A 26747-nucleotide genomic window follows, 5' to 3' on the forward strand; every position below is an offset into this window, starting at 1 on the left:
TACTGATATATGCACTGTCAGACGTCGAAAATAGAACACGCTAGACTCAGGGGTCATGAGTGATACCTCCACAGCACAAGGCAACCTAGCCAATATCGGAGTCGTCGGGCTCGCAGTGATGGGCTCAAATATTGCCCGTAATTTTGCATCGCACGGCTACACGGTCGCGGTGTACAACCGTTCTCACGAAAAAACTGACGCGTTTATGTCGGACTTTGGTGACACTGGTTCATTCATTGCGTCGTCGACGATTGAAGAATTCGTTGCTTCTCTTGAGCGCCCGCGTCGCGCCCTCATCATGGTGAAAGCTGGTGCGGCGACCGATGCCGTCATTTCACAGCTGGCCGATGCTATGGAGGAAGGCGACATCATTATTGATGGCGGTAACTCTCTCTACACGGATACCATCCGCCGCGAACGGGAAATTGCTGCTCGCGGATTGCACTTCGTCGGAGCTGGAATTTCCGGTGGCGAAGAAGGCGCTCTCAACGGCCCCTCCATCATGCCTGGTGGCCCAGAAGAGTCATATAAGTCTCTCGGCCCGTTACTGGAATCTATTGCCGCACAGGTTGACGGCACACCGTGCTGCACACACATCGGTCCTAATGGTGCGGGCCACTTTGTGAAGATGGTCCACAACGGCATTGAGTATGCCGATATGCAGGTCATTGGCGAGGCCTACCACCTGCTCCGTTACGGCGCGAACATGGAACCAGCAGAGATCGCCGACGTTTTCCGGGAATGGAACAAGGGTGATCTGGACTCGTACCTGGTTGAAATCACCGCAGAAGTCCTCTCCCATGTTGATAGTGAAACCGGGAAACCGCTCGTTGACGTCATCGTTGACAGCGCAGGCCAGAAGGGAACCGGCCGCTGGACAGTAAAAGCTGCCCTTGACCTGGGAATTCCTGTCACAGGTATCGGCGAAGCGGTCTTCGCACGCGCGTTGTCTGGCGCTACTGCACAACGCACCGCCACACAGGGGAATCTCCCCAGCGGTTCTCTCCACTCACCCATTTCTGTTGAGGAACGGGAGAGCTTCATCGAGGATGTGCGACGGGCACTCTACGCATCGAAGATGGTGGCCTATGCCCAAGGTTTCGATGAAATTAAGGCCGGGTCAGCAGAGCACGAATGGAACGTCGATCCCCGTGACTTAGCAACGATCTGGCGAGGCGGCTGCATCATTCGCGCGAAATTCCTCAACCGAATTCGCGAAGCGTATGACCAGAACCCGGATCTCCAGCTCCTCCTCTTGGATCCATACTTCACGGAACAGATGTCCAACCTGGTGGATTCCTGGCGACGCATTGTCGTATCTGCGACGCAAATGGGGCTACCTATCCCCGTCTTCGCGTCGTCATTGTCATACTATGATTCGCTCCGTGCTGAGCGGCTTCCCGCGACACTCATTCAGGCACAGCGTGATTTCTTCGGCGCCCACACCTACCGCCGGATCGACAAAGATGGTTCCTTCCACACGCTGTGGTCGGGCGATCGCTCAGAGGTTGAAGCGTAACTGACGACCGGTCACTCCCCTGTCGGGATTACTCCCGTCGTCTGGCGGATCTACACTAGCTACCAACTATGGACATTGCATTAAGTATTCTGGGCATTATCGGTTTCATCGCGTTGACCGCCGGCACGGGAGTATTCGTGGCGGTGGAATTCGCGCTCACTGGTCTGGAAAATTCCACTATTCAGGAAGACACCTCCCCATTGGGCAAACTGGTGGGAAAGGCACATCAAAACCTTTCCTTTCATTTGTCCGGGGCACAGCTCGGTATTACATTAACGACGCTGGCCACAGGCTATTTAGCAGAGCCGGTGCTGTCCACATTTATTACTCCGCTACTTGAAGTGGTCGGGATTTCCCCCTCTGCCTCGCAGTCCATCGCGTTGATTATCGCGATGATTATCGCGGCACTTCTGTCCATGGTTTATGGTGAGCTTGTTCCAAAGAATATAGCGATCACCAATCCCATGAAAGCCGCTAAGATCACGGTCCGGCCAGTCGTGTATTTCAACCGGTTTTTCTCGCCATTCATTAAAACGTTGAATTGGTCCGCCAATCATTTGGTGAGAAAAATGGGGATCGAGCCCGCCGACGAGCTAGCGTCGGCACGCTCACCCCAGGAGCTGGGTGCGCTGGTGCGAAACTCGGCTCTTCATGGAGGTATGTCAAAAAATCAAGCCACACTCATTGACCGATCGCTCAAATTCGGCGATGTCTCGGCCGACGAAATTATGACTCCTCGTGCCAAAGTCGAGGCTCTCGAAAAAGACGCCTCAATGACAGATTTGCTTACCCTCGCCATGGAGACAGGGCACTCTCGCTTCCCCATCACAGACGGCGATCTCGATAACACTCTCGGCGTCATCCACGTTAAAAAGGCATTCACCTTTCCGACGGATCAACGCGATTCAACATTAGTGATCGATTACGCCGATCCTGCGCCCGTCGTGCCCACTAGTCTCGACGGTGACAGTGTCCTGAAAATTGTTCGACAATCAGGGTGCGAAATGGCCATGGTTGCCGACGAGTATGGCGGAACGAGCGGCATCGTCACTATTGAGGACATGGTCGAAGAAATCCTCGGCGCTGTCTTCGACGAACACGATGACACCGAAACTGAGACGGAGATAAGGCAATCGGGAACGTCGTGGGATTGCTCTGGGCTCGTGCGCATTGATGAGTTGGAGTCTCGGCTTGGCTATAAGGCCCCGGAGGGGCCTTATGAAACTCTGGGTGGCCTAGTCATGACGAACCTCAAACGGATTCCCGTCGAGGGCGACATCATCGTTTTGCCAAATCCAGACACCAATGTTGTCGAAACTAATCCTTTATCCTGGTCGGCCCGAGTGACATCGATGGATGACCGACGAGTAGATCGGGTGCTTCTTACCCCCATCGCTCCCGAACAAGCATCTGCGATGACAAGTGCAGAAAACAACAACAATCTGCCACTGCGAGAGGGGGAATAAATGATCGGCGACCTATGGGCTCTCGTATTCGCCCTCTTCCTTATCGCGTTGAACGCATTCTTTGTGGGAGCAGAGTTTGCCCTCATTTCTTCCCGTAAAGACCGGCTGGAATCGATCCTCGAGTCCGGGGATACCAGAGCACGCGCAGTGATTAATGCCACCGAGCACCTATCCATGAACCTAGCCGGAGCTCAATTCGGCGTCACTGTTGCTAGCCTCTTGCTCGGCAAGGTTGGCGAACCAGCCGTCTCCCATCTCATTGAAACCCCCGCAGCGGCTCTCGGCGTCCCCGACGAGTTACTACATCCCATTGGATTTGCGCTCGCACTACTCTTGGTTTCTATTCTTCACATCATTCTGGGCGAGATGGTGCCGAAGAATATTGCGCTCGCAGGCCCAGAAAACGTCGCGATGTGGCTCGTGCCTATCCACGTTATGTTCGTGAAAATAACGCGTCCCATCATTCTTTTCTTCAACTGGGTAGCACGTATCACGCTGGCAGCTGTTGGCATCACACAGAAGGATGAGCTGGACACCACTGTTAGCCCGTCGGAACTAGCGCGCATGATCGCTGATTCACGTCAGGAAGGCCTGATCGACGCAGAAGAGCACTCTCGGCTGAACAAGGCCTTAGCGTCCCCACGTCGGCATATCGACGAGGTCCTCATCCCTGCCGACGAAGTCCGTACAGTGCCTTTGCGCGGCAGTGGTCCGATGATGGGCGATGTGGAAAAGGCCGTCGCCGATACTGGCTTTTCACGTTTCCCCGTGACAGGCAGAGATGGCACCTACTTAGGCTACGTCCACGTCAAAGACATTTTGGACCGCGAAATCCCACCCCACTCTGACCCGAAAACGGTGTTAGCGCGCAGGGAAATCCGACCGCTCATCACCTTCTCCCCCTCTACTCCTATGGACCAAGCGCTGCGGCTCATGCGTGGACGCTCTCGTCATATTGCGCAAGTGGTAGATGGCGGGCATCAATACGGAATCGTGACCCTCGAGGATTTGATCGAGGAATATGTAGGAACCGTGCGCGATAGTACCCACGATGACTAAGGCAGACGACTAACCCCGACGTGGCTACTACCCCACGACAGCAAAGGAATTCGACCTCAGACATTATGCTGACTTGGACAACATTTCGCCCCACCATTCTTTTCCCATCAGAGTGGGTAATGCGTCGGAATGCTCATAAGGACACGGTCACAAGGTTGACTAAAGATCACCTTGAACGCGCCTCTCGCGGACAACGGCATCCGGTGTGGGACTTTATCTTCCATTACTACCCTGTCACCCCAGGGAAACTCAGTCATTGGTCACCTGGCCACGGTGTGTATCTCGTTGATGCTCCTGCTATGAAGTATTTCACCGCAGTTGATAGCGAATCTATCCCCACCGTTGCGCTTGAGGACGCTGGTATCATTGCGGATCAGCTCCATGGCCATACCGTCACGACATTGGACACTGCTGCGTTGTGGGCAGATCGAGGCTCGACGTTCCGCTACATTGAGAATCTGCTGACCCAAACACTGTCCAACCCCACGCACTTTGATTGCTTTGGCCTCCACGAATGGGCGATGGTTTATCGAGGACGACCTCGGCACCCGGAACCGCTCAGGCTAGGACCAGAGGCGACGAACCGGGTGGTTGAAACTCATTCCGTGCGGTGCACGCACTATGACGCTTTTCGATTCTTCACCCCCGACGCCGTCCCCCGCAATAAGTTCCACCCATCGCGGGAAACACAACCACTGTGTGAACAGGGCGTATGCTTGCACGCAAACATGGATTTATATAAATGGGCAACGAAATTAGGCCCCCTCGTGCCGGGTGAACTCTGGCTGGATACATTCCGTTTAGCATGCGATATCCGGAAACTGGATATGGAAGCCTCACCCTATGACCTCACCGAGTGGGGTTTTACCGCGGTGCCCATTGAGACGCCCGAGGGGAAAGCACAATATGTCGCTGCCCAACGCGAATTTTCTCAGCGCGCCTCCGACCTACGGACGAAGCTCATTGATATCATTCGCACCTCAGATTTAACGTTGTAACATTGCGTTATGGCGAATCATCGATCAGGAACACGGCAATTACGCTTTGCACGATGGGTGTGGGTGGCCTTTGTTATTGTCATCGTGCTCGCACTTCTCGCTGCCTTGTCTGTGGTTTTCGTCAGTCGGAATAAATCGTCGTCTAACGCTGCTGAGTGTGACCGGTCGACGGTTCTCAACGTCATTGCTGACCCTTCGGCCAAGGCTACGGCTGAGAAGTTGACGTCGGACTATTCGAAGTCGAATCCGTCCACCCATGATTCGTGTATCACACCGAAGATCACATATGCGAATACAGCGCAAACGATAGCTTTGTTCCATTCGCCCGAGGGGGATCTCCCCGCGGCGTGGATACCCGCTGGTAGCCTCCCGGGTTCAACGCAGGATAATCCCGGTGGGACCGCTTTGGACGGCAGCGAAGCAGAAATCGATTCGTCGGTGCTCGTTGATCGCCAACAATTGGGGGCGATCCACTCCAAGAACTCGGCACAAGACAAAGCACCGGGCGCACCGGCGTATCCGCGCGACTCGACGTGGTCTGCTTATGCGGCTAGTGCCCAATTCGCTAAAGATCATCCAGCCGGCATGGATCCTCAAGCGCGTGATGCGTCGGCACGTGAAGTTGCTGCCACCCTTTCCCCCACTTCTCTTTCGGATGCGGTCTCGTCCGTCTCAAGTGGGAAGGGAAATTCTTCTGTAGCGGCTCCGCAGTCGCTTGGGGGCGACAACACGGCGTTCTCACCGATCGGTGACGCGACGGTTGATTTCCCACTTCTGACAATGAGCTCTAGCCCTCGGGTTACCGAATACCAAGCACGGGCTGCCGCGGATTTTTCAGAATTCGCCCGCTCTCATTCGGAATCGCAGGCTGCTGAGAAAACTCCTGCCCATGGTTCCCTATCGAACGACACCAAAGAACTGGCTTACGCTGCGTCGAACCAGGTCAGTGGCGAGCTTCCACCGGTGACAGTGACTAACTCCACCACGAGGGAGATGAATAGTCAGGCTTCAGGGAACACTGATGGCGAGGCCACAACCGATAAAGCGACCGCTCAACAGTCCCCAGTAAAGAAGGACGCGGCAAAGGACCAGGCTAAGTCCGAACAAAAACCTGATAAGGCGAATCAACAACGTCCTGCCCCGGCGTCGACACTACTGCTGATCGACACGTCGGAATCTATGCGCAACTATTTTGGCGTTATCCAGCGCGAGAGTGCCCGAAGCCTGCAAGAAGCGGGACAGTACGGGCGGGTGACGTCGTTATGGAGTTTTTCCTCGCCCATGGAAAGGGTCCAACCCTATCGAAACCATGTTGACCTCAGCATCGGTGACCACGGGGCTCGGAGTGCGTCGATGGTTAACGGGCTCACGACGGGCGGCACCCCGTTCCTGTATGAATCGACCGTCGCAGCGATGCTCAATGCGTCAATTAGCGGACCTGCTCCCAAGCGCGTCGTTATCGTGACGGGGTCAACGAATGCGGGACAGTCCATGAACGCAGCTAACGCTCGCCTTCAGGCCGATATCATCAACAAGCAATCCTCTGTACAAGTCGATGTCATCGCTCTCGGCGACAAGGTGGACCCGTGGCTCCGCGAAGTGAGCCAATTAACCAACGGTCGTTACCACGCTATCCCGAATGCCACAGACAAATCATTCCCCCAAGCAATGACCGACGCCCTGGCAGGTTAGATTCGTAGCTGACTGAAAAGCCAAACGCTCTAGCCAGCTAACTAGCTGGTTTTACGGCGCCGACGTTCTGCGAGTTCGTCGAAACCAGCGACGTTGTGCTGAGAAGCTCCTTCAGCGCTGTCGTCGGCACTTCCCGCACGGACAACTTTTTCCGCCGGAAATTCTGAAATCGTCCCGGCAAGTTCTTTGACGATACCCGGAACCCCAATTCCGAATACGCCCTGTCCGCCGGTCAAAAGATCAAAGACTTCTTCGCTGGAACGGCATTCATACACCGTCGTTCCGTCAGAAACGAGCGTAATCGTGGAAAGATCATCGACGCCCAAGTTGCTCAACTTTTCTACGGCACGCCGGATGTTCTGCAGCGAAATGCCCGTGTCCAACAGACCTTTAACGATCTTGAGAACAAGGATGTCGCGGAACGAGTACAGCCGCTGGGTTCCGGATCCGTGTGCGGATCGAATGGATGGCTGGACGAGCTTTGTACGAGCCCAGTAGTCAAGCTGCCGATAAGTTATCCCCGCTACCTGACAAGCGATGGGAACGCGGTAGCCGACTTCATCGTCCGAATCCATGACGTCAAAGAGTGCGCCTTGGACGGGTGCCTGTTCCTGTTTCACTGCAGGCTCGCTTTCTGTGGTCGTACGTGTTGAGCAAGAGAGCGGGAATACTCACACTCATGTAGTTCGATGACGTCTAGGTTATGCCAATATTCTTTCGAGTCAACGCGACACGCAACACATGTGGCACATTTTTCACATGCGTCCATCAAATCACATGCTTAACTTACTATATTGTAATTAACAACTTTCACACTAGTCACACTGTCAAGTTGTGCTCACGCTCATTCAGCCGACGGACTGTCCCGTTCACACTCCAGCAGTCTCTGCCGATCTAATATCTGCCAATCTCGTGTCGACGACGTCGTGCCTACGAATCCTCAGAACCGTTCTCACCACGGCGATCATCATCACTGCCTTGGGTAAGATCATTCTCGCTCATACCCAAGTGCCCCATGAGTTCTTCGAAATCAGCATCGCCGACGGCAAGATCACCCAAGTCTTCCGACAGATGCTCTTGATCATTGCCCTCTGATTCGGAATTGTCTCCCGTCATGTCAGCCAGCAACGATAGGCTCGATTCGCGTCGTCCAGACAAAGCCTGATTCGAACTATCAAGGTGCTCAACGACCTCAGCCGTGACCGGAACCGACCAGGTTTTGACAATCGATTCCTCGGCGTAAATGGTCACGTCTTCATTAAGAGCAAGATCAATGGCGTCCGATACCCGGATGTCAAAGTTGTTCCCTGACTCGCAATGGATCGTTGCGTAGAAAGTGCCGTGGTTGACGGCATCGATAGAAATATTCACTACCGCATCATCGTGCGCTTCTAGAACGTCGACAATAACACTTGTCGACGTCGGCCGCCGCGGCTCTACGCCGATGTCTTTGCCCGAAAGAATGGCTGCGGAAGATGCACCGACAAACACCGTCATGATGCGTCGGCGCTGGGGCCACAAAAACACTATTGCCGGATCGCGATCTGGGCCGAGGAGAAACAACCCTAAATACTCGAGTTCAACCATGATGATATGTGGCCTCCATCCTCATTCCGACCAATCGGTTCAATCGGTCAACGGCACTCAGTTTCTAATCGAATTCGCCGCGCAGGGAAGCTTTAATAAACGCCGCTTGTAAGCTCACGATTAATGCAGAAAGCTCGCGGGCTGTCTCTTCTGATCTGGCCTTCGCATCACTACTCTTGGCATGGCCCAGCGGGCCGCTGACTTGAGTAATCACCCCCGCATACCTTTGGGCCGTAGCTCGCAGCGTTTTTAAGTGCCGCTCATCGAGCCCGAACCCGACCAATTGGCTCGCTGTCCGCGCGATCGACACATCGTCTTGGCAGTAGAGGCCTGACCTGTCGGCATTAACAAAACCCGCCTTGGCAAGTTGGGTGAGGAAAGTGTCATCGATCTCAGCAGCAGCACACACATCAGAATGGGTCAAGCGGGTATTTTCCTGCTTGAATTGCTCGGCAGAAATCAATCCCGTAACAGGGGTGACGTTGCCCTCGTCCATCGCATCCAGGCGCTGCTTAATAACTTTCAGAGGCAGATAGTTATCACGCTGCGTCGTCAGAATATAACGTAGGCGCTGAACATCAGCGGACGAGTAGCGTCGGTAACCCTTCTCTGTACGCGCCGGGGAGACAAGCCCCTCAGACTCCCAAAAGCGGAGCTTAGAGACCGTGACATCGGGAAACTCGCGACGAAGTTGCTTAAGAACCGCCCCGATCGACAACGTGGAAGGGCGGTCATGACGGACTTCAGGCAGCGGGCCCGTTTTCCGTAGAGCTGACACTGTTCTTAAGAATCTTTCTGACCGTTGAGGAACACGAGGCGGAACTTACCAATTTGGATTTCATCACCATTGGAAAGCTCTGATGAGTTCTTGGGCTCACGATTGACATACGTGCCGTTCAGAGATCCCACGTCGACGACTTCGAATTGGTCATCATTCTTGCGGAATTCAGCGTGACGACGGGACACGGTAACGTCGTCCAAGAAGATATCGCTATCAGGATGACGGCCTGCTGTTGTCGTCGGCTGGTCGAGGAGGAATCGGGATCCTGCATTCGGACCACGTTTGACGACGAGCAATGCGGAGCCCTCGGGTAAACCATCAACGCCTGGGGCTGAGGAATCGGACGCACCCGATTCCATTTCTTTCAAAAGATCGGCACGGAAGACCGAGGTAGTTTCCACCGAAGATTCTGAAAAATCGCTATTGTCACTCATCGATTCTGCCTCCTTAAGTTCGACCAACGGTTCGTATTAGCCACTGCCCTGTGCGACCGACTATCTCATATAGAGATGATAGCCAGACGCTCGAGCGGTTGCCTGCCACTAAACTAGCTGAGAACCGCTTCCACTGGGTTATACAGATTTAGCGCCCATAGTAGCCGTTTATGCCCCTCCACATAGTGCCGAGGGGCATGTTATATTCACTCCCCCAGCCTAATCCATAGGATGGTGGCATGCGCGCGGTGCGGGTAAGTATCACCCCCAAAGACTCTTTTTATCATGAAGAACCAGTGGGGCGATTCCACCCCCTCGTAACAGGAAATCGCCTCGATACAAGCACTGCCCGGTACAAATACAAAACCCCTGTCCACAAGTACAAAACTGTCCCCCACAGGAAAAGAGCTCGCGCCCAGGGGGTAAAGAAATGTGAAAAGGACCACGCTGCAGCCGACGCTAAGTACAGCGGGAACGCCCACATGAGGGCGAACGTCGCAGCTTTTCCGAGGTACATAACCTTCGGTCGTATTCCACGATTCCGATAGATGAGCATCGTCGGGAAAAGGATAAGGTCACGAGCGAAGAGAACTGCCACCCACCACCAACTCAGCAGCCCCGCGATAGCGAAACAAATGGGGGTGACAAGGATAAACAATCGGTCGGCGGCTGGGTCGAGGTACTGCCCTATCCGCGTGGTCAGGCCCCAGATCCTCGCGATTTTTCCATCAAGCCAGTCGGTGAACGACGAAATAGCCACGATGGCGAGTGCCCACCCATACTCTCCCGGGCCGATGAGGAACCAGGCATAAATGGGCACCAGGCAGATACGCACGATGCTTAGGATGTTGGGAACGGTCAGGATCCGCGAGTATCCCGCGGGGTGAACTGTCACTTGTTCCCGCATACCCGGCGGTTCCATACCAGGCGGTACTGCCCGGGCAGTGTGCCCGTCCGGTGTGGGAAGCATCTTGTCCATCCGCGCTTCCACCCGGAGTCGGGTTTCGCGGGTTACTTTGCTCACCGGCGTACTCCGAGTAGGACGCGACTTCCGAGCACTCTGAGTTCCTTGTTTTTTGGTTCCAACAGGTTGTTCATAACGAGGGGTTTCGGGGTTATCACGATGCTCGTCATACTCCATCGGACTTATCCTCTCGTTACGTACTCATTGCTAAATGTAGCTATATGTGGCCGGCTGTCAGCATTTCATTGCTCATCCGATATTGCCCTACATACCACGGTTGTAAAGCAAGCCTATCGGAATAAGTTAACAACTGACCCCACGACCGATCCATTATTCCCGGACAGAGGATTGTCATTAACCATATAAGTCCAGGTAGAACTAGGCCGACGAAGACCGCGCTCGCCGAGATCGGCACCATTGTTATCGATCGTGACATGCCTCCACGTTTCAACCGCATCATCAACGGCTCCGGTGGCAAGATTCTTAAACTCGGCAATCGACATTCGGTGAAATTCATCGACCGGATTCTCTCGGGCGAGTGCGCGAAGGTGAATAGACTCCCGAATGTCATCCAGATATTCGAGGTGCCGTGCCCAATGTTCGTCGAGGTGAAAGAGCTCGACGTCACGGGCCGCCTGAACTTGGACATCATGCGGCACCGTCAAATCGCGGTGAGCACGGCGCTGTAATTCCTTCAAGGCAACGTCGGAATCGAGAATATCGCTACGCCGCTCGTCAATAATGACCCGTTGTTCATTGATGAGCTTGTTATATTTCCACGTATTAGCGTGAATCTGAAGCATTTGTCCTTCAGTGACACGCTGACAGTGATCCACAAAGGAATACACCTTTTTCTGCGTCAATTGCCCGTTGTTATCGGGAATTGCATTGATGGATTCGCCCGCTCCACCGACTGCGATGACGTCGTCCTCGAGCGAGACGAAAATGACGCTGGACCCAGGATCGCCCTGCCGCCCGGCGCGGCCGCGGAGTTGGTCGTCGAGACGGGCGCTGCGGTGGCGTCCGAATCCGACGACGGCGAGGCCTCCGGCTGCAACGACGTCGTCGCGGTACTGTTCGTGTGCTCCGCCGAGTTTGATGTCTGTTCCTCGTCCGGCCATTTGTGTGGATACGGTGACGCGTCCGGGGAGTCCGGCGTCGGCAATGATGCGTGCTTCTTTTTCGTGGTTTTTTGCGTTGAGGACGACGCAGTCGACTCCGATGTCTTGGAGTGCGTTTTGGATGTCTTCGGATTCGGCGACGTTGTGGGTTCCGACGAGGACTGGGCGGCCGGCTTGTTGGAGTTGTTGGATGTGTTCGATGATGCCGCGGCGTCGGTCGTCGGCGGTGCTGAAGATTCGGTCTGCTTCGTCGTCGCGAATACAGGGAACATGGGGGTCAATGACGGCAACGCCGAGGCCATAGAATTGGCGGAGTTGTTCGGAGGCGGCGGTGGCCGTTCCTGTCATTCCGCACAGGTTGGTGTAGCGGCCGAGGAGCGCTTGGATGGTGATGGTGTCGAGCACTCGCCCACCGTCGGTGACGTCGAGTCCTTCTTTTGCTTCGACGGCGGATTGTAGTCCGTCCGGCCAGCGTTGGAGGTCGGCTATGCGCCCTTTTGAATTGTCGACGAGGGCGACTTTCCCATCCCTAACGATGTAGTGAACATCCTTAACAAGGAGTTCTTTGGCGTGGAGGGCGACGTTGACTTGGACGAGCGTGGTGCTGATGTTTTCTGCGTCGTAGAGCGATGAGAGGCCGAGACGTTTTTCGACGGTGTGAGCGCCTTTGTCAGTAAGGAACACGTTTCGTTGGTCGTCGTCAACGCTGTAATCCTCGTCTTTGATCAGTCGTCGGACGACTTCACTAATGCGGCCGGTAGGGGCGTGACCGGGTGCGCTGCCGGCCAGGACGAGAGGAACGAGGGCTTCGTCGACCATGACTGAGTCGGCTTCATCGACGATGGCGACGTCTGGTGTGGGCTGTACTTGGTCTTGTCGGCGTGTGATCAAGTGGTCGCGGAGGACGTCGAATCCTATTTCATTGATTGATCCGAAAACGATGTCGTTAGAGTATGTGGCGCGGCGTTGGTCCGCGGTCATGTGTTCTTGGATGGCACCGACGGTCACGTCAAAGAAATCGAACAGTGGTCCCATCCAGTCGGCGTCGCGTCCTGCTAAGTAGGAGTTGACGGTGATGCAATGGATTTTTCGCCCCTGATGGGCATAGATGATCGCCGCCAGTGCCCCGACGAGTGTTTTTCCTTCGCCGGTGGCCATTTGTATGACATTACCTTTAAGGAGTTCCTGGGCTCCTCGGAGTTGGCAGTCGAATGGGGTGAGTCCGATTGTTCGCGTGGAGGCTTCTCGGAGCGTTGCGAACATGGTGGCATGGTCTTCGTCCCGTAGCGCGGTGTCGAAGGTTCTTCGGAGGTCGGCGTCGGTAAGTGTGGCTGTGTGGTCTCCTAGCGTAGTGGCGCGAGAGAGCTCAGCTGTGTTTTTTCGCCGGGAACCGGTGAGTTTCCGAAGCCATGTGGCCATAGAGGTCGTCCTTGCTACGTGAAAAGATTACGGGTGATTACGTTAGCGTTTTTTATTTGGCATCATGTTCCGTGTCCGGTGAGACCGGGCCGTCCACCCAGCGTAGTCTAGATGGTGGTGGCGATGGGGAGTCGTTTCTTGGCAAAGTCCCACCAGGTGGGAACGATTCGGGTTAATCTTCTGGCTATGAATAGTAAACGTGAGTCCGCTCATGACAGTGCGGGCGCCCAGGAGATTATTCCCACAGCCGATATTGTCGACGTTGTTGGCCCGTCGGTGCGCTCGTGTGATGTGCAATTCTTCAACTACGGCGGCCGCGCTGAGTTTGCCGGCCAGATTTCGACGGTTCGGTGTTATGAGGATAACGCCCTTCTTAAATCTGTGTTGGGTACTGCCGGAGACGGTCGTGTGCTTGTTGTGGATGGTGGCAGAAGCGTCCACACAGCGTTGATGGGGGATAACGTCGCTGCACTTGGGCATGATCATGGTTGGTCTGGGATCATTATTTATGGCGCTATCCGTGACTCTGCGGAGATCAAGGATATGGATTTCGGTGTGAAAGCTCTGGGCACGAATCCGCGGAAATCCAGCAAAACTGGTGATGGTGAGCGCGATGTTGTCGTGAACTTTGGCGGAGTGGATTTTATTCCTGGCCAGTATGTGACATGCGATGCCGATGGGATCGTCGTCACTGAGAGGCCTGTCTCCCCACCTCAGACCTAGTTTTTTGCGGTCGCAACCAGCTGCGGTATGCTGCAGTGGTTGCCTCTCATGGGGTGATCGGACTGTGGCGCAGTTTGGTAGCGCACTTGACTGGGGGTCAAGGGGTCGCAGGTTCAAATCCTGTCAGTCCGACACGATAACAATTTGGACCGTTACATATGGGGATGTGTTGTGCATATAGACCCTGATGGACGCGGTTCTTCTCACTCTCTTGATGGTGATTCGCCCGCCATGACACCATCTAGGCCGGCGTATTCTCCCGGCCAGCAGATTCCTACCCGATCTCAACGTAATCGCCCTGCCTTTGTCTCATCTGAGAACCGCGTGGAAGCTGCCAACTCCTTTCATCGTGGCGTTTCGGACTATGGTTCTGTGCGGCCTGGCTACCCCGCTGATGTTGTTGATCTCCTCGCGCGCCACATTGGCAAGGCCGATTACCGCGAGTTCAACGCTCCACTGCGGATACTGGACATAGGCGCAGGCCCGGGCTCATTGACAATAGATCTTGACGAACGTTTTCCAGGTGGCGTCCTCGCATCCGATCCTTCGCCTGAGATGACCCATTTATGTATGGCGCGTCTCCCCCATATCCCGGTCCTTCGAACTCGTGCGGAGACGATTGGGCTCACCGATTCGTGCCTCACTGCGGCAACGTGTGCACAAACGTGGCATTGGCTCGATACAGACCAGGCATGCCGTGAGCTGGACAGGGTTCTGATTGCTGGCGGGGTGTGTCTGCTTGTATGGAACACACTCGATGTCGGTGTCCCCTGGGTGCATCGATTAGCGAGGATTATGCATTCAGGGGATATATTGCGCCCCGGTTTCATCCCTCAGGTCGCGCCACCATGGACTATTACTGACGAATGGCGTGGTACATTCAACCAGGCCATCACGGCACACAACATTATCCACCTGGCCCATACCCGGTCCTATTGGTTACGGTCCACGGAAACAACGCGCGAGCACGTCGATAATAATCTTCGCTGGTATCTCTACCAGCACCTTGAACTACCTCAACATCAGCCAATCGAGTTGCCCTATAGGACGGACGCATTCATTATGCGCCGCCAGCACGAGGCGTGACAGGGACTACTTCCTCCCTCTCTTTTCCCGTACACGCACAGCAATGCGCACGGGCGAGCCTATAAAGCCGAAGGTTTCCCGGAACTTCCGTTCGAGGAAACGTCGGTACCCGTGTTCCAAGAAGCCAGTGGTAAACAGCACGATAACCGGCGGCCGTGTGGATGCCTGCGTCGCAAACAACACTCTCGGCAAACGACCACCCCGCATCGGAGGAGGCGTCTCAGCAATGACCGCCCGCAGCCACGTATTGAGTTGACCTGTAGGAACACGCCCATCCCAGCTCTCTAGGGCCTCGATCATTGCGGGCTCGAGCTTGTGAATCGCCCGCCCGGTTTTCGCCGAGATGTTCACACGCCGGGCCCACGGGATGTGCGAGAGCTGCAACTCAATCTCGCGGTCGAGCATATCCCGTCGATCCTCATCAACCATGTCCCACTTGTTGTAGGCAACCACGAGCGCGCGGCCGGAATCCAAGATCATACGTAGGACACGCTGATCTTGTTCAGTCACCGGCTCAGAGGCGTCGACAATGAAGACAACGACCTCCGCCGCATCGATCGCTCCCCGGGTACGCAGGCCCGCGTAATACTCGTGCCCCGTTGCCTTCTTCGTTTTCTTCCGAATACCAGCAGTATCGACGAAGGTCCACGTCTTTTGATCAAGTTCAACGAGCGAGTCCACAGGGTCAACGGTCGTGCCCGCAACATCATCGACGACGGCCCGATCCTCCCCTGTCATTTTGTTGAGCAAACTCGACTTACCGACGTTAGGTTTGCCGACGAGGGCGACCCGGCGCGGCCCCGATGTGATGGATTCTTGCCGTGGTTTGTCCGGGAAGAGTCGGATGACTTCATCGAGGACATCGGCGGCGCCGTGGCCGTGTTTGGCCGACACCGGGTAGGGGTTGTCGAGCCCGAGTGCCCAGAATTCTGCGAGGTCGCCGTACTGCGTGGGCGAGTCGAATTTATTGGCGACGAGGACCACGGGTTGCTCGGCGCGGTGTAGTTTGCGGGCGAGCATTTCATCGGATGCGGTGATGCCGACTTGGGTGTCGACGACGAAGACGATGACGTCGGCTGTTTTCATCGCACCTTCGGCTTGGCGGGCGATGGCCGCGTGCATGCCTTTAGCGTCGGGGTCCCATCCGCCGGTGTCCTGTACCCAGAAGCGTCGGCCGTTCCATTCGCCGAGGTATGAGATGCGGTCGCGTGTGACTCCTGGGAAGTCTTCGACGACGGCTTCACGGCGTCCGATAAAGCGATTGACGAGTGTGGATTTGCCGACGTTGGGCCGACCGAGGATGGCGACTGTGCACAGTGCTTCGGAGGTGTATCCGGCGTCGTCGAAGACACCGAATGCTTCCTCTACGGAGTGCCAATCGGTGTCACTGTCGGAGGTGACGAGGAGGTTGTTGACCTCATCGTCGGTGATGTCACCGTCGATTGCATCGCCGCTGGTTTGGTCAGTGTCATCGCCGTCGTCGGCTCGGTCGTATTCAGAGTCAGCCTGTTCGGGGCTAGCCTGTTCCCCCGTGTCGGCGCTGTCCTCGTCGGCAATAGCCTGGCCTTCTGTCGTGGTGAAGACGAGGTCATCGAGTGAACCGTCCTCATCAGGCCGGTCGTCGTCGGCTCGGTCGTTATCGCTGCTCGATTGGCGAACAAGGGAGATGATGGTCTCGACGACGTCATCAATGCCCTGGTGGCTCGTGTCAACAACGATGGCGTCGTCGGCTGGCATGAGCGGCGAATCTGCCCGCGATGAATCCTTACGGTCGCGTTCTTGAACGTCCCGTAAAACCTCGTCGAAGGTGACGTCTCGGCCGGCTTCACGATCCTGGTCGTACCGGCGTTGGGCCCGGATGCTCGGCTCAGCCGTCATGAAGACTTTGCAGGGTGCGTCGGCTAGAACGACGGTGCCGATATCTCGTCCTTCGACTACGCATCGTCCGGCCTTGTGGGCCAATGAGCGTTGCAGTGCTACGAGGTTCTGGCGGACTTCAGGGATCGCTGCGATCGACGAAACGGCCCGAGTCACTCGTGCCGTCCGGATGTCATCGGCCACGTTCGTCCCGTCGAGAATGACTTCGGTGGAGTGCGGGTCGTCGTTGATGGTGATGGGGAGGCTAGACGTTGCCTCGATGACAGCGTCCGAGTCGTCGGGGTCGATTCCGGCATTAAGAACGTGGAGGGTGGCCACGCGGTACATGGCTCCGGTGTCTAAGTAGGACGCGTTCAATCGCGAGGCGACGGTACGACAGACCGTCGATTTGCCTGTGCCGGATGGTCCATCGACCGCGACGATCAACCCTCCCTCTGGAGTGTTGGCGAGTGTTGAGTCATCCGATGTACGAGTAGTTGACATCACTAAACTCCTAATTAATCCGTTCTGCCATTGCATAATCCCTGTCACATCGGATCACACGAGACTGGACGCGAAAGCTCTACATAGTACGGGTTATTACATATCAACAGCATTAAACAAGCTGGTCAGTTCCGAACGGTTCAGCGCACGCAGAGTTCCCGGAGTTTGTTCTCCCAACTGCACCGTATGGATTTTGGTTCGAACCAGCTCCTGCACCGGGAAACCAGCTGCTTTGAGCATCCGTCGCACGATGTGCTTGCGCCCCTCGTGAAGAACCACTTTCACGAGCGAACGGCCTTGCCAGACGTCGATGATGTCGGCGTCGTCGGCGCGAGCGATGCCATCGTCCAATTCAATCCCCTGCGTCAGGCGTCGGAGATCTTTCTTATCGACCTCGCCGAGAACAGTCGCGAGGTAGGTTTTCTTGATTCCGTATTTGGGATGAATCAACCGGTTCGCTAGCTCGCCATCATTGGTCAAGAGGAGAAGCCCCTGTGTCGCAGCATCCAAACGACCGACGTGGAAAAGCCTCTGACCAGCGTCTACTTTCTCACCAACAATATCGCCGACGCAGGGCCGGCCCATATCATCGTGCATGGTGGACTGAACACCGCGTGGTTTGTTCAACGCGAAGTATTGCATCGTTTCATCGACGACGACTCTGCTGCCATCAACACGAATTACGTCATGATCGGGATCTACGCGAACACCCTGACGGGTCACAATGTCCCCATTGACCTCGACGCGTCCCTCGTCGATGAGCTTTTCAGACATCCTTCGCGAGGCGACGCCAGCAGCAGCCAAGACCTTCTGCAGGCGAATGCCCTCGCCTGAATGATGGGCGGGTGATGTGCCCTTGACGTGTTGATGGCGGGCGGGCTTGGCCTTGGGTACGTATTCCGGTGTGCCGTCACGGCGAGCGGTAGAAGCCACGATGTGGACCTTTCCGTATTTATGCGTTATTTACACTTTTGAAAAACAGAGGATAACGTGGCGCCGTTTCATAGCATGAAAAATAAGCGGCCGTCCACGGAAAACATATGGTGACCGGTGAGTCTATCACGTTCTTTACTCGTGTCATCATCTTGACGAGCGTGGCGACGCAATCGCACTGCAGCAGATCTGCCGAGCGCACACTCACCGGGCGACAAACGCGGTGACGTCGCCAGTCAACCTCTAGCAGTTAATCACTCTCACGAGTCACCCGATCGACAACATCTAGTACGAAAAACCCCGGTGCCTCCTGTACAAACCGCTGCTGAGACCACCCGCCCGCTCCCTCGGGTATGTAGCCCAAGACATCGGTCCCGGTAACCACCGGCAAGTCTTCCTTATTACACCGCGTCGCCAAATCTGGGGAATCCGGAATGGACCCACCAATTAAACCAAGAACGGTCAGACCCCGGCGCGCGGCAGCTTCCACCGTCAATTCAGCCTCGTTCAAACTTCCGAGGCCTGTTGAGCACACAACAATAACCGGGGCACCCAGTTCTCGAGCTAAATCAGCAATGGTCCAGTCCTGACCAATACGTACAAGGAGCCCACCAGCCCCCTCGACGAGAACGACGCGGCCAGGCTTGTCAAAAGACTTGATCTTCTCAGCAACGGTTGTGAGCTCGGGGTATGGCATATTCGCCCGGCGCGCCGACGTCGCTGGGGCAAGCGGTTCGGGGAACCGGTATAGCGTCTCCGCATTATCAATACCGGTCAAGGCGGTAATACGGGGAGCGTCGCCTTTGCCTTCGGGTTCGCCAGTTTGCGCCGGCTTCACAATGAAGGGTTCATATCCCCCTTTCTGAAGGACGCAGGCAACTGCTCCGGTAGCGACTGTCTTGCCAACATCTGTCCCTGTTCCCGTCATAATGACAATGCTCATTGTCAATCTCCTCTCATTAGGTCAGTGAATAATCCTGACCGAAAACCTTTGTGATGACTCCGGTCACTTAGGCCGACGCAGCGACAATGTTCCGCATCGCTGCACAGATTTTTTCGATGTCACTGCTGGTCGATATAAACGGCGGCATGCTATAAACCAGTTTTCCGAAAGGTCGAAGCCACACCCCCGACTCCACGGCTACCTTCGTCGCGACCTTCATATCGACAGGTTGAGCTAGTTCGACGACGCCGATAGCGCCCAGGACACGCACTGATGACACCTGTTCGGCATCGGCAAGCGGGGCCAAACCGTGGCGTAATTCCTGTTCAATACGGGGAACTGTCGATCGCCAGTAGCCGTCATCAATGAGGTCGCCCGCGGCGCGAGCCACCGAGCATGCCAGTGGGTTGCCCATGAAAGTCGGCCCGTGCATCAAAGCTCCGCCACCCTGGGGTGTCGAAATCACCTCGCCCACGCGCCGGGTGGTCAGCGTGGCGGCAAAACTCATCATTCCCCCGGTCAGGGCTTTGCCGACGCACATAATGTCCGGGGTGATCGTGGCCGCCTCGCAGGTAAAGAGGCTTCCCGTGCGTCCGAAACCTGTGGCGATCTCGTCGGCAATGAGGAGGATGTCGTGGTCATAGCACACGCGGCGAAGGCCAGCAACCAATCGTGGGTCGTGGAATCGCATGCCGCCGGCCCCCTGCACGACAGGCTCGATAATCACTCCCGCGATGGTGTCGTCGATATATGTTGCAAATTCACGTAGATAAGACTCGATCTCATCGTCGCTGAGGCGCACACCACCGTCACCGTCGTCACCGGAAGAATAGTCCACGTCGCATCGTGGATCAGCTGGAGGTTCGGGGGCGAAAACTTGTTCCACCAAGGTGCCCCGCCACAGTGAGTGCATGCCGCCCTCGGGGTCGCACACACTCATGGGCCCCTGAGTGTCGCCGTGATACCCACGTCGCCACGTCACGAGCCGGTTCCGTTCTGGGTGGCCATGCCCCATCTGATATTGGAGGGCCATCTTGATGGCGACCTCAACAGAGACCGATCCCGAATCAGAATAAAAAACCAGGTCAAGACCCTCTGGCGTGATATCTACCAGCCACTCGGCTAAATCCACCGCCGGTTTGTGAGTCAGCCCGCCAAACATCACATGCGGCATCTGATTAATTTGCCTGTGCGCGGCCTCAACCAAGTGCGGGTGGCGATGTCCGTGTGCTACAGCCCACCAGGAACTCATCCCGTCAATGATGTTTCGACCATCGTCAAGATGCAGCGTAACTCCCTCCGCGGACGTCACAGGGATGGAAGGGACTGCTGCTGGCATCGGGCCGTATGGATGCCAAATATGTTCTTGGTCGAAACGTGCAAGATCCTCCATACTTGCCACCCTACTGAACAGTGTTCAGTAATCTGCGATGGCCTCATCAATCGCTTCCACATCAGGTAATAGAGGTGCCAAGTCTGGCAGTTCAGAGACATCCGACAGGCCCATCGTCTCTAAGAACAACTCAGTTGTGGCATATAAGTGGGCCCCCGAGGTCTGTTCCTCCCCTACTTCCTTCACCAAGCCACGCAGCGCTAAGGTTCGCATGACCCCGTCGCAATTCACGCCGCGGACAGCTGCGACTTGGGAGCGAGTGACTGGCTGACGATAGGCCACCACCGCGAGGGTTTCCAGTGCTGCTCGCGACAACTTTGTTTGTGCTCCGTCCAGCAAAAATGCCTCGACGGCGGGCGCGTGCTCAGCCCGGGTGTAGAGCCTCCACCCATCGCCGACGTGGCGCAGTTCAATGCCGCTGCCCCGTTGATCGAGTTCGTCCCTCCACTCGTCGATGACCGCGCGCGTGTCTTCCTCCGACGCACCCACCGCGCGGGAAATGTCAGAGATAGGGGCAGGATCGTCCAACACCAACATCACCGACTCCACTGCCGCACGAAGCGCAGAGATCTTCGGTAAAATATTCGGGTTCGTGGTGTTATCTGTCACTTCGCCGATCCTCGTGTCTGCCAATCCTCGTGTGTGAGGTACTGACCCCTAGTCTCGGACCGAAAACTACTCCCAGTTCGCGGCCGCGACGACTGCTGGATCAACCTCAAGACCCGTCCACGCCACTAACATTTCTCCCAAAGGCTCTTCTTGGTCGATGTCAGTGGCATGAGCTTTAAACAACTCTAACAATGCTAAGAACCTACCAACGACTTGCATCGATACCGTGCAGTCAGAGGTCAATTGCTCAAATGAGCACCACGAATACGCACCGACGGAATGCAGCATGGAAAGGATGCGCCCGGCTTGCTCCGGGACAGACACGGCCACAGAGTGGGCATGGGATGTATTAACTGTCTCAGGTGGTCGGGGGCGGAACACCGCTGCCGCCATTTCTGCAAACGATTGCGGGGTGTGATCAATCCGTACCGGCGGCAACAGAGACGCGAATTTTTCTTCCATCCCAACCGCCCGCGGATAACGTCGGGCTGCATGAGCGTGCCGCACGCGCAACTCGTCGGCGATCTCCTTATAAGCACGATATTGAAGCAATCGAGCAAACAGCAGATCTTGGGTTTCTAAGAGCGCCAGATCTTCTTCGCTATCGACTTCACCCCGGGGCAACAAGCGCGCCGTCTTCAAATCCAATAAGGTCGCCGCAATAACGAGGAACTCCGTGATCTCATCGAGGTCCTCAGTTTTACTCAGGCTCCGCGTATAGCTGACAAATTCGTCCGTGACCTGGGCAAGAGCAACCTCGGTCACATCCATTTTGTGACTGTGAATGAGTTGAAGGAGGAGATCAAACGGGCCCGTAAAATTCGCGAGGGCCACACGGAAACCTGTGATTTCCTCTTGGACGCCCTGACCGTTAGTGGGCATCGCAGCATCCGCGTCGGTCACTTACTCAGACGCTCCACCATTTCACTGGCAACGCCCCGATATTGTTCCGCAGCTTCCGACGTCGGCGCCCAGGTCGTAATAGGTTCTCCCGCTACTGACGTCTCGGGGAATCTGACGGTCCGTGTAATAACGGAATCGAAAACTTGGTCTCCAAAGACTTCAATCACGCGCTCCATCACTTCCCGCGCGTGAAGAGTTCGTCGATCAAACATCGTAACCAGTATTCCGATAATTTCCAGGTTAAAGTTCAGTCGATCGCGAACCTTATCAACGGTATCGGTCAAGAGAGCAAGGCCACGCAAGGAAAAATACTCACATTCCATCGGGATAATGACTCCCTGCGAGCAGGCCAAGGCATTAACCGTGAGCAAACCAAGTGACGGCTGGCAATCAATAATGATGTAATCGTATTCGCCCATCACCGGCCGAAGAGCGCGGCCCAGGCATTGCTCGCGGCCCACTTCATTGACTAACTGGATTTCCGCGGCGGATAAGTCAATATTGGCAGGAACTAAATCCAAGCCCGAGACAGCAGTCCGATGGATGGTCTCAAGAATCGACGTCGACGGATCCACCAACAAGTTAAATACCGTGAGATCTAATTCATCATGTGGAATACCCAGGCCAGCTGACAGTGCCCCCTGAGGGTCGAGATCAACGAGGAGGACCCGTCGCCCATATTCTGCTAAAGCAGCTCCCAAGTTAATGGTCGACGTCGTCTTGCCGACGCCACCCTTCTGATTACACATCGAGACGATCGTTGCTGGACCATGGCGATCAAGCTGAGGTGGCTCCGGAATCTGTCGGCGTGGGCGACCAGTCAGGCCCAGCTCGGGCGTCGGGTCGTCGAAAAGACCATCACCCTTATCCGACTCATGTGGAGACGATGCAACCACAGTCAATCCTTCCTCCGGAACTTGTCGTCGATACACGCACGCTGGCCATTGTCTGGAGCAATGCGATGCATTCGGTCATCATGCGTACCGTGCAGCAACGATGAAAATCATCGATGTAATTCGACTATTACTCTACAATACGAAGGGGCTATGGCGCAGATGTCAAGGATTAAAGCTTGACATAATTCAAGTTCGTATTGAGAACTTAACGTGGCATTATGCCGAAAAACGGGCCAACGACGAAGAACATACGTAGAGTCAAGGTCGAGACTATTCCACTGCCGGCTTATGCCCGTGGATGAGACGTCGCATACACTTCCCGAAGATTATCAATAGACACGGCGGTGTAGATCTGGGTCGTCGTCACGCTTGCGTGCCCCAAGAGTTCCTGAACCGCCCTAATATCTGCGCCACCTTGAAGAAGGTGAGTCGCATACGAGTGTCGCAACGTGTGAGGCCCCACTGAATCGCCGAGCCCACAGCGTTCCGCTGCTGCGTGGAGAAACTTCCATACAGATTGCCGGCCCAAACGGTTACCCCGGGCATTCAAAAATAACGCTTTATCGCTTCGTTTGACCATCGAGGGGCGACCACGGACTAGCCAGGCATCAATAGCGTGAAGTGCCGGCGCACCGATCGGAACGAGTCGTTCCTTCCTCCCCTTTCCCACAACACGGACAAACGCGTGATTCCGATCAATCGAATCGACGTCGAGATTAAGAGCCTCGCTAATTCGCATGCCCGTGCCATACAGCAGCTCAATGACGGCACGGTTGCGAAGAGCAATCGGGTCACTCGACTCATTCACCGGACACGCCTCAATGAGCCGATTGACCTGTTCCACAGTCAGAGCATGAGGCAACGATTGACCGGCCCGCGGAACAGTTACTCCTGCGGTGACGTCCCGAGCTAGTTGCCCTTCCTCGTGGGAAAACCGATGCAGAGAACGAACGGCGACGGTCGCACGTGCAGCAGACGATACGGCCAGAGGCGACCACCCCAACGTCGAGTCCCCTCGCCGTAAATCCGCAATAAATTGCTCGATAGCAGGTTCATCGACACTATCGATGCTGAGGTTATGCAGATCCAGCCACGCGACATATTTATTCAAATCACGTTGGTAATTCGACAACGTATTCGGGCTCGCGTTCTTCTCCACCGCGAGGTGATCGATATAAGCAGCCACCATGTGGGACGCGTCCGCTCCCGGGTTCCGCCCCCCGTGAGGCTCATCCGCAGAGGGGGTAAGCGGCCCTGGAGTCGACGTAGAAGACATAACCTCACACTTCGTTGTGCGCAGAGAACTCAACTACATGCGTGAGTCGCACTCACGCATGGTGGGTGTCTCCGGGCAGTTTATCTGTAACGGTCACCTTGAGATCCGCAGTCGATTTCCCCGCTTCGCGCAACTGCGCTTCACGGCGCTCAGCCAATCGATACGGGCGCAACGTATAGGGCTCGTCGACGCTCCGTGTGGAAACATCGTTTCGTATAACCTGTGCAGCCATCAAGATTCCGGATGTAGCGATCGCATTACAAATCGTCCCATCCATGATCTGAGAAATGGCAGTGTCCAGATCCACCCACGCCGACGTCAAATCAGCCTCTTCATCATCCGATTCTGGACGATCGACGTTGCTAAGATCCCGCGCAAGATATATCCGGACGGCTTCTTCGCAGAATCCTGGCGACGACACAAGATCCGACAACAGGTCCCAACGCTCGGCGGCTAGGCCAACTTCTTCCTGCAGCTCACGGGACGCAGCCTGAAGAGGGTCCTCACCTGCAGCGTCCAAGAGTCCAGCAGGCAATTCCCACAGCCGTCGTCCCACGCTATGCCGATATTGGTGGATCAACTTCACGCGTTTCCCATCGAAAGCCACCACGGCGACGGCACCAAAGTGCTCGACGATTTCACGTCGTGCGGATAATCCACCCGGCATAGAGACAGTATCCTGCCGAACCGCAATAATCGGTTTGTCGAGCAAATACGTAGATTTCTCTACCGTGAAGTCATACGACCCCGGACGGCTCTGAGTCGACGGGTTCGCGCCCTCATCTAATGAGCCAGAATCAGATGTGTTGTCTGACGGATTCGTGGCTAGTCCTCCTCACTTACCGTAACTACTTTTCCTCATCATTCTCGTGCTTCAACCCAGCTTTAATCAGGGCAGCAAATAATGGATGAGCTTTTGTCGGACGGGACTTATATTCCGGGTGAGCCTGCGTCGCGACCATGTATGGATGGTCCGGATACTCAATAAACTCAACAAGTTTCCCATCGGGAGATGTACCAGAGAACTTCAGTCCAACACCATCGGTAATCCGCTGACGGTACGCATTGTTGACCTCATAACGGTGGCGGTGACGCTCCGAGACCTCTAGCGTCTGGTAGGCCTCGGCTACCACCGAACCCTTGTCCAACACAGCAGGATAAGCACCCAAACGCATGGTCCCACCAAGATCCGCTTCGCCGGAGACCGCAGCCATCTGCTCGGCCATCGTTGAGACCACAGGTTCTGTCGTCTCGGGATCGAACTCGGTTGAGGACGCGTCGGTAATTCCCGCCGCACGCGCAGCCTCAATCACCATGCATTGCAAGCCCAAGCACAGGCCCAAGAATGGAATGCGATGGGTACGTGCGTAGCGGACCGCGCCGATCTTGCCTTCAATTCCACGAATACCGAAGCCACCCGGTACGACGATGGCGTCCACGTTTCCAAGCTCTTTTTCTGCGCCTTCCTCGGTCTGGCACAAATCCGAGGGGACCCACTTCACGCGGGCACGAGCATTATTCGCAAATCCACCTGCGCGGATAGCTTCTGTCACGCTGAGATACGCGTCGGGAAGATCGATGTACTTGCCCACCAGAGCCACGGTCAATTCGTGCTCCGGCTCGTGGACCTTCCGAAGCAACGAGTCCCACTCTTCCCAATCAACATCGCGGAACGGCAAATCTAGCCGACGAATGAGGAACGCATCCAGGTGCTCGCGGTGCAAAACTTTCGGAATCTCGTAGATGGAGTCGGCGTCAGCGCAGGAAATGACGCCTTCCTGATCAACGTCGCACATCAAAGCGATCTTTGCCTTGAGCGGCTCCGGAACTTCACGATCACACCGAAGAACCAATGCATCTGGAACAATACCGATCGATCGCAGGGCAGCCACTGAATGCTGTGTCGGCTTGGTCTTCAACTCGCCGGATGGCGCAAGATACGGAACAAGGGAGACGTGGATGAAGAAGATGTTCTCTCGCCCCACGTCGTGCCGTGTCTGACGTGCAGCTTCAAGGAATGGCTGAGATTCGATGTCACCGACAGTTCCACCGATCTCCGTAATAACGATATCGGGGCGAACGCCATTTTCATCCGGACGGTCCATCGTCAAAATACGATGCTTGATTTCATCCGTAATGTGGGGAATAACCTGCACGGTATCCCCGAGGTATTCCCCACGGCGCTCCTTGGCAATGACCTCGGAATAGACCTGACCAGTAGTCACATTCGCGTTCCCCGACAGGTTGCGGTTTAAGAAACGCTCATAGTGCCCGAGATCAAGATCGGTTTCCGCACCATCGTCGGTCACAAACACTTCCCCATGCTGGAACGGATTCATCGTCCCCGGATCCACGTTCAAGTAGGGATCAAGCTTTTGCATGGTGACTTTCAGGCCACGTGCCGTCAGCAGTTGACCTAATGAGGATGCTGTCAATCCTTTACCCAGCGATGAGGCAACACCGCCGGTGACGAATACAAATTTGGTGACATGCTCGGCGCGCGATTGCGACACTATGCTCTCCCGAGGATCGATGATAGACGGTGATCAATGCAGGACAACCGCAACTGGTTTCTTAGGGCTAG

At 55.5% G+C, this 26747-nt stretch carries 23 protein-coding genes and 1 tRNA gene; 8 read left to right on the top strand and 16 right to left on the bottom strand.

Going from position 1 to position 26747, the window contains the following annotated elements; all coding sequences use genetic code 11:
* The first annotated feature begins 55 nt into the window (after positions 1–55).
* From gndA to JMN36_RS02810, 5 genes are all read left to right on the top strand, one after another.
* Positions 56–1519: an NADP-dependent phosphogluconate dehydrogenase gene (gene gndA / locus JMN36_RS02790; RefSeq protein WP_204088422.1), complete on the top strand. Its 1464-nt coding sequence runs from the start codon at positions 56–58 to the stop codon at positions 1517–1519.
* 68 nt (positions 1520–1587) lie between these two features.
* The gene (locus JMN36_RS02795; protein ID WP_221923802.1) at positions 1588–2985 is read left to right on the top strand and encodes a hemolysin family protein; all 1398 of its coding nucleotides are present in this window, start codon (positions 1588–1590) and stop codon (positions 2983–2985) included.
* Positions 2986–4044, top strand: coding sequence for a hemolysin family protein (locus JMN36_RS02800; protein WP_204088420.1), 1059 nt, complete (start codon positions 2986–2988; stop codon positions 4042–4044).
* A 65-nt stretch (positions 4045–4109) separates the two neighbouring features.
* Positions 4110–5042, top strand: coding sequence for a 3-methyladenine DNA glycosylase (locus JMN36_RS02805; RefSeq protein ID WP_221923834.1), 933 nt, complete (start codon positions 4110–4112; stop codon positions 5040–5042).
* 9 nt (positions 5043–5051) lie between these two features.
* The gene (locus tag JMN36_RS02810; RefSeq protein WP_204088419.1) at positions 5052–6734 is read left to right on the top strand and encodes a vWA domain-containing protein; all 1683 of its coding nucleotides are present in this window, start codon (positions 5052–5054) and stop codon (positions 6732–6734) included.
* A 41-nt stretch (positions 6735–6775) separates the two neighbouring features.
* On the opposite strand, the gene JMN36_RS02815 is transcribed toward JMN36_RS02810, so the two are convergent.
* The 6 genes from JMN36_RS02815 to secA2 all read right to left on the bottom strand — a co-directional run bounded on the left by JMN36_RS02815 (position 6776) and on the right by secA2 (position 13040).
* Positions 6776–7309 carry a MerR family transcriptional regulator gene (locus tag JMN36_RS02815; protein WP_221923835.1) on the bottom strand — a complete coding sequence of 178 codons (534 nt, stop codon included), beginning with the start codon at positions 7307–7309 and terminating at the stop codon, positions 6776–6778.
* A 355-nt stretch (positions 7310–7664) separates the two neighbouring features.
* On the bottom strand, positions 7665–8321 hold the full coding sequence (locus JMN36_RS02820; protein ID WP_204088418.1) for a bifunctional nuclease family protein: 657 nt from the start codon (positions 8319–8321) through the stop codon (positions 7665–7667).
* A 64-nt stretch (positions 8322–8385) separates the two neighbouring features.
* Complete coding sequence (gene ftsR, locus JMN36_RS02825) at positions 8386–9099, bottom strand: transcriptional regulator FtsR (protein ID WP_012731511.1); 714 nt, start codon at positions 9097–9099, stop codon at positions 8386–8388.
* Positions 9100–9104: 5 nt separating this feature from the next.
* Complete coding sequence (odhI, locus tag JMN36_RS02830) at positions 9105–9536, bottom strand: oxoglutarate dehydrogenase inhibitor Odhl (protein WP_012731510.1); 432 nt, start codon at positions 9534–9536, stop codon at positions 9105–9107.
* A 283-nt stretch (positions 9537–9819) separates the two neighbouring features.
* Positions 9820–10560: a CDP-alcohol phosphatidyltransferase family protein gene (locus JMN36_RS02835; RefSeq protein ID WP_236881924.1), complete on the bottom strand. Its 741-nt coding sequence runs from the start codon at positions 10558–10560 to the stop codon at positions 9820–9822.
* Positions 10561–10790: 230 nt separating this feature from the next.
* Positions 10791–13040 carry an accessory Sec system translocase SecA2 gene (secA2, locus tag JMN36_RS02840; RefSeq protein WP_204088416.1) on the bottom strand — a complete coding sequence of 750 codons (2250 nt, stop codon included), beginning with the start codon at positions 13038–13040 and terminating at the stop codon, positions 10791–10793.
* A 186-nt stretch (positions 13041–13226) separates the two neighbouring features.
* Here secA2 and rraA point away from each other — a divergent pair, with 186 nt between their 5' ends.
* The 3 genes from rraA to JMN36_RS02855 all read left to right on the top strand — a co-directional run bounded on the left by rraA (position 13227) and on the right by JMN36_RS02855 (position 14849).
* The gene (gene rraA / locus JMN36_RS02845) at positions 13227–13763 is read left to right on the top strand and encodes a ribonuclease E activity regulator RraA (RefSeq protein ID WP_221923803.1); all 537 of its coding nucleotides are present in this window, start codon (positions 13227–13229) and stop codon (positions 13761–13763) included.
* 58 nt (positions 13764–13821) lie between these two features.
* Positions 13822–13895: transfer RNA gene (locus JMN36_RS02850), tRNA-Pro, on the top strand.
* 99 nt (positions 13896–13994) lie between these two features.
* Positions 13995–14849, top strand: a complete 855-nt coding sequence (locus tag JMN36_RS02855; RefSeq protein WP_204088414.1) for a class I SAM-dependent methyltransferase — start codon at positions 13995–13997, stop codon at positions 14847–14849.
* A 6-nt stretch (positions 14850–14855) separates the two neighbouring features.
* Here the strand turns inward: JMN36_RS02855 and der are convergent, their stop codons facing one another.
* The 10 genes from der to JMN36_RS02905 form a co-directional block, all read right to left on the bottom strand.
* Complete coding sequence (gene der, locus JMN36_RS02860; protein WP_204088413.1) at positions 14856–17210, bottom strand: bifunctional cytidylate kinase/GTPase Der; 2355 nt, start codon at positions 17208–17210, stop codon at positions 14856–14858.
* Positions 17211–17306: 96 nt separating this feature from the next.
* On the bottom strand, positions 17307–18143 hold the full coding sequence (locus JMN36_RS02865) for a pseudouridine synthase (RefSeq protein WP_204088412.1): 837 nt from the start codon (positions 18141–18143) through the stop codon (positions 17307–17309).
* 250 nt (positions 18144–18393) lie between these two features.
* Complete coding sequence (gene bioD, locus JMN36_RS02870) at positions 18394–19086, bottom strand: dethiobiotin synthase (RefSeq protein ID WP_204088411.1); 693 nt, start codon at positions 19084–19086, stop codon at positions 18394–18396.
* 67 nt (positions 19087–19153) lie between these two features.
* Entirely contained in the window at positions 19154–20488 is a 1335-nt protein-coding gene (locus JMN36_RS02875) for an adenosylmethionine--8-amino-7-oxononanoate transaminase (protein ID WP_412728568.1), read from the bottom strand.
* 15 nt (positions 20489–20503) lie between these two features.
* Entirely contained in the window at positions 20504–21088 is a 585-nt protein-coding gene (scpB, locus tag JMN36_RS02880; protein WP_204088409.1) for an SMC-Scp complex subunit ScpB, read from the bottom strand.
* A gap of 66 nt (positions 21089–21154) precedes the next feature.
* Positions 21155–21970 (bottom strand): segregation and condensation protein A, encoded by an 816-nt coding sequence (locus JMN36_RS02885; RefSeq protein WP_204088683.1) that lies wholly within the window; start codon positions 21968–21970, stop codon positions 21155–21157.
* A gap of 17 nt (positions 21971–21987) precedes the next feature.
* Positions 21988–22887, bottom strand: coding sequence for a ParA family protein (locus tag JMN36_RS02890; RefSeq protein WP_204088408.1), 900 nt, complete (start codon positions 22885–22887; stop codon positions 21988–21990).
* 286 nt (positions 22888–23173) lie between these two features.
* Complete coding sequence (locus JMN36_RS02895; protein WP_204088682.1) at positions 23174–24076, bottom strand: site-specific tyrosine recombinase XerD; 903 nt, start codon at positions 24074–24076, stop codon at positions 23174–23176.
* Between the two features lie 139 nt (positions 24077–24215).
* The gene (locus tag JMN36_RS02900; protein ID WP_236881925.1) at positions 24216–24875 is read right to left on the bottom strand and encodes an NUDIX domain-containing protein; all 660 of its coding nucleotides are present in this window, start codon (positions 24873–24875) and stop codon (positions 24216–24218) included.
* A 136-nt stretch (positions 24876–25011) separates the two neighbouring features.
* Complete coding sequence (locus tag JMN36_RS02905) at positions 25012–26676, bottom strand: CTP synthase (protein ID WP_204088407.1); 1665 nt, start codon at positions 26674–26676, stop codon at positions 25012–25014.
* Positions 26677–26747: the final 71 nt, after the last annotated feature.

This window comes from Corynebacterium pseudokroppenstedtii, from assembly GCF_019754945.1.
In the GTDB taxonomy this organism is placed as follows: Bacteria; Actinomycetota; Actinomycetes; order Mycobacteriales; family Mycobacteriaceae; genus Corynebacterium; species Corynebacterium pseudokroppenstedtii.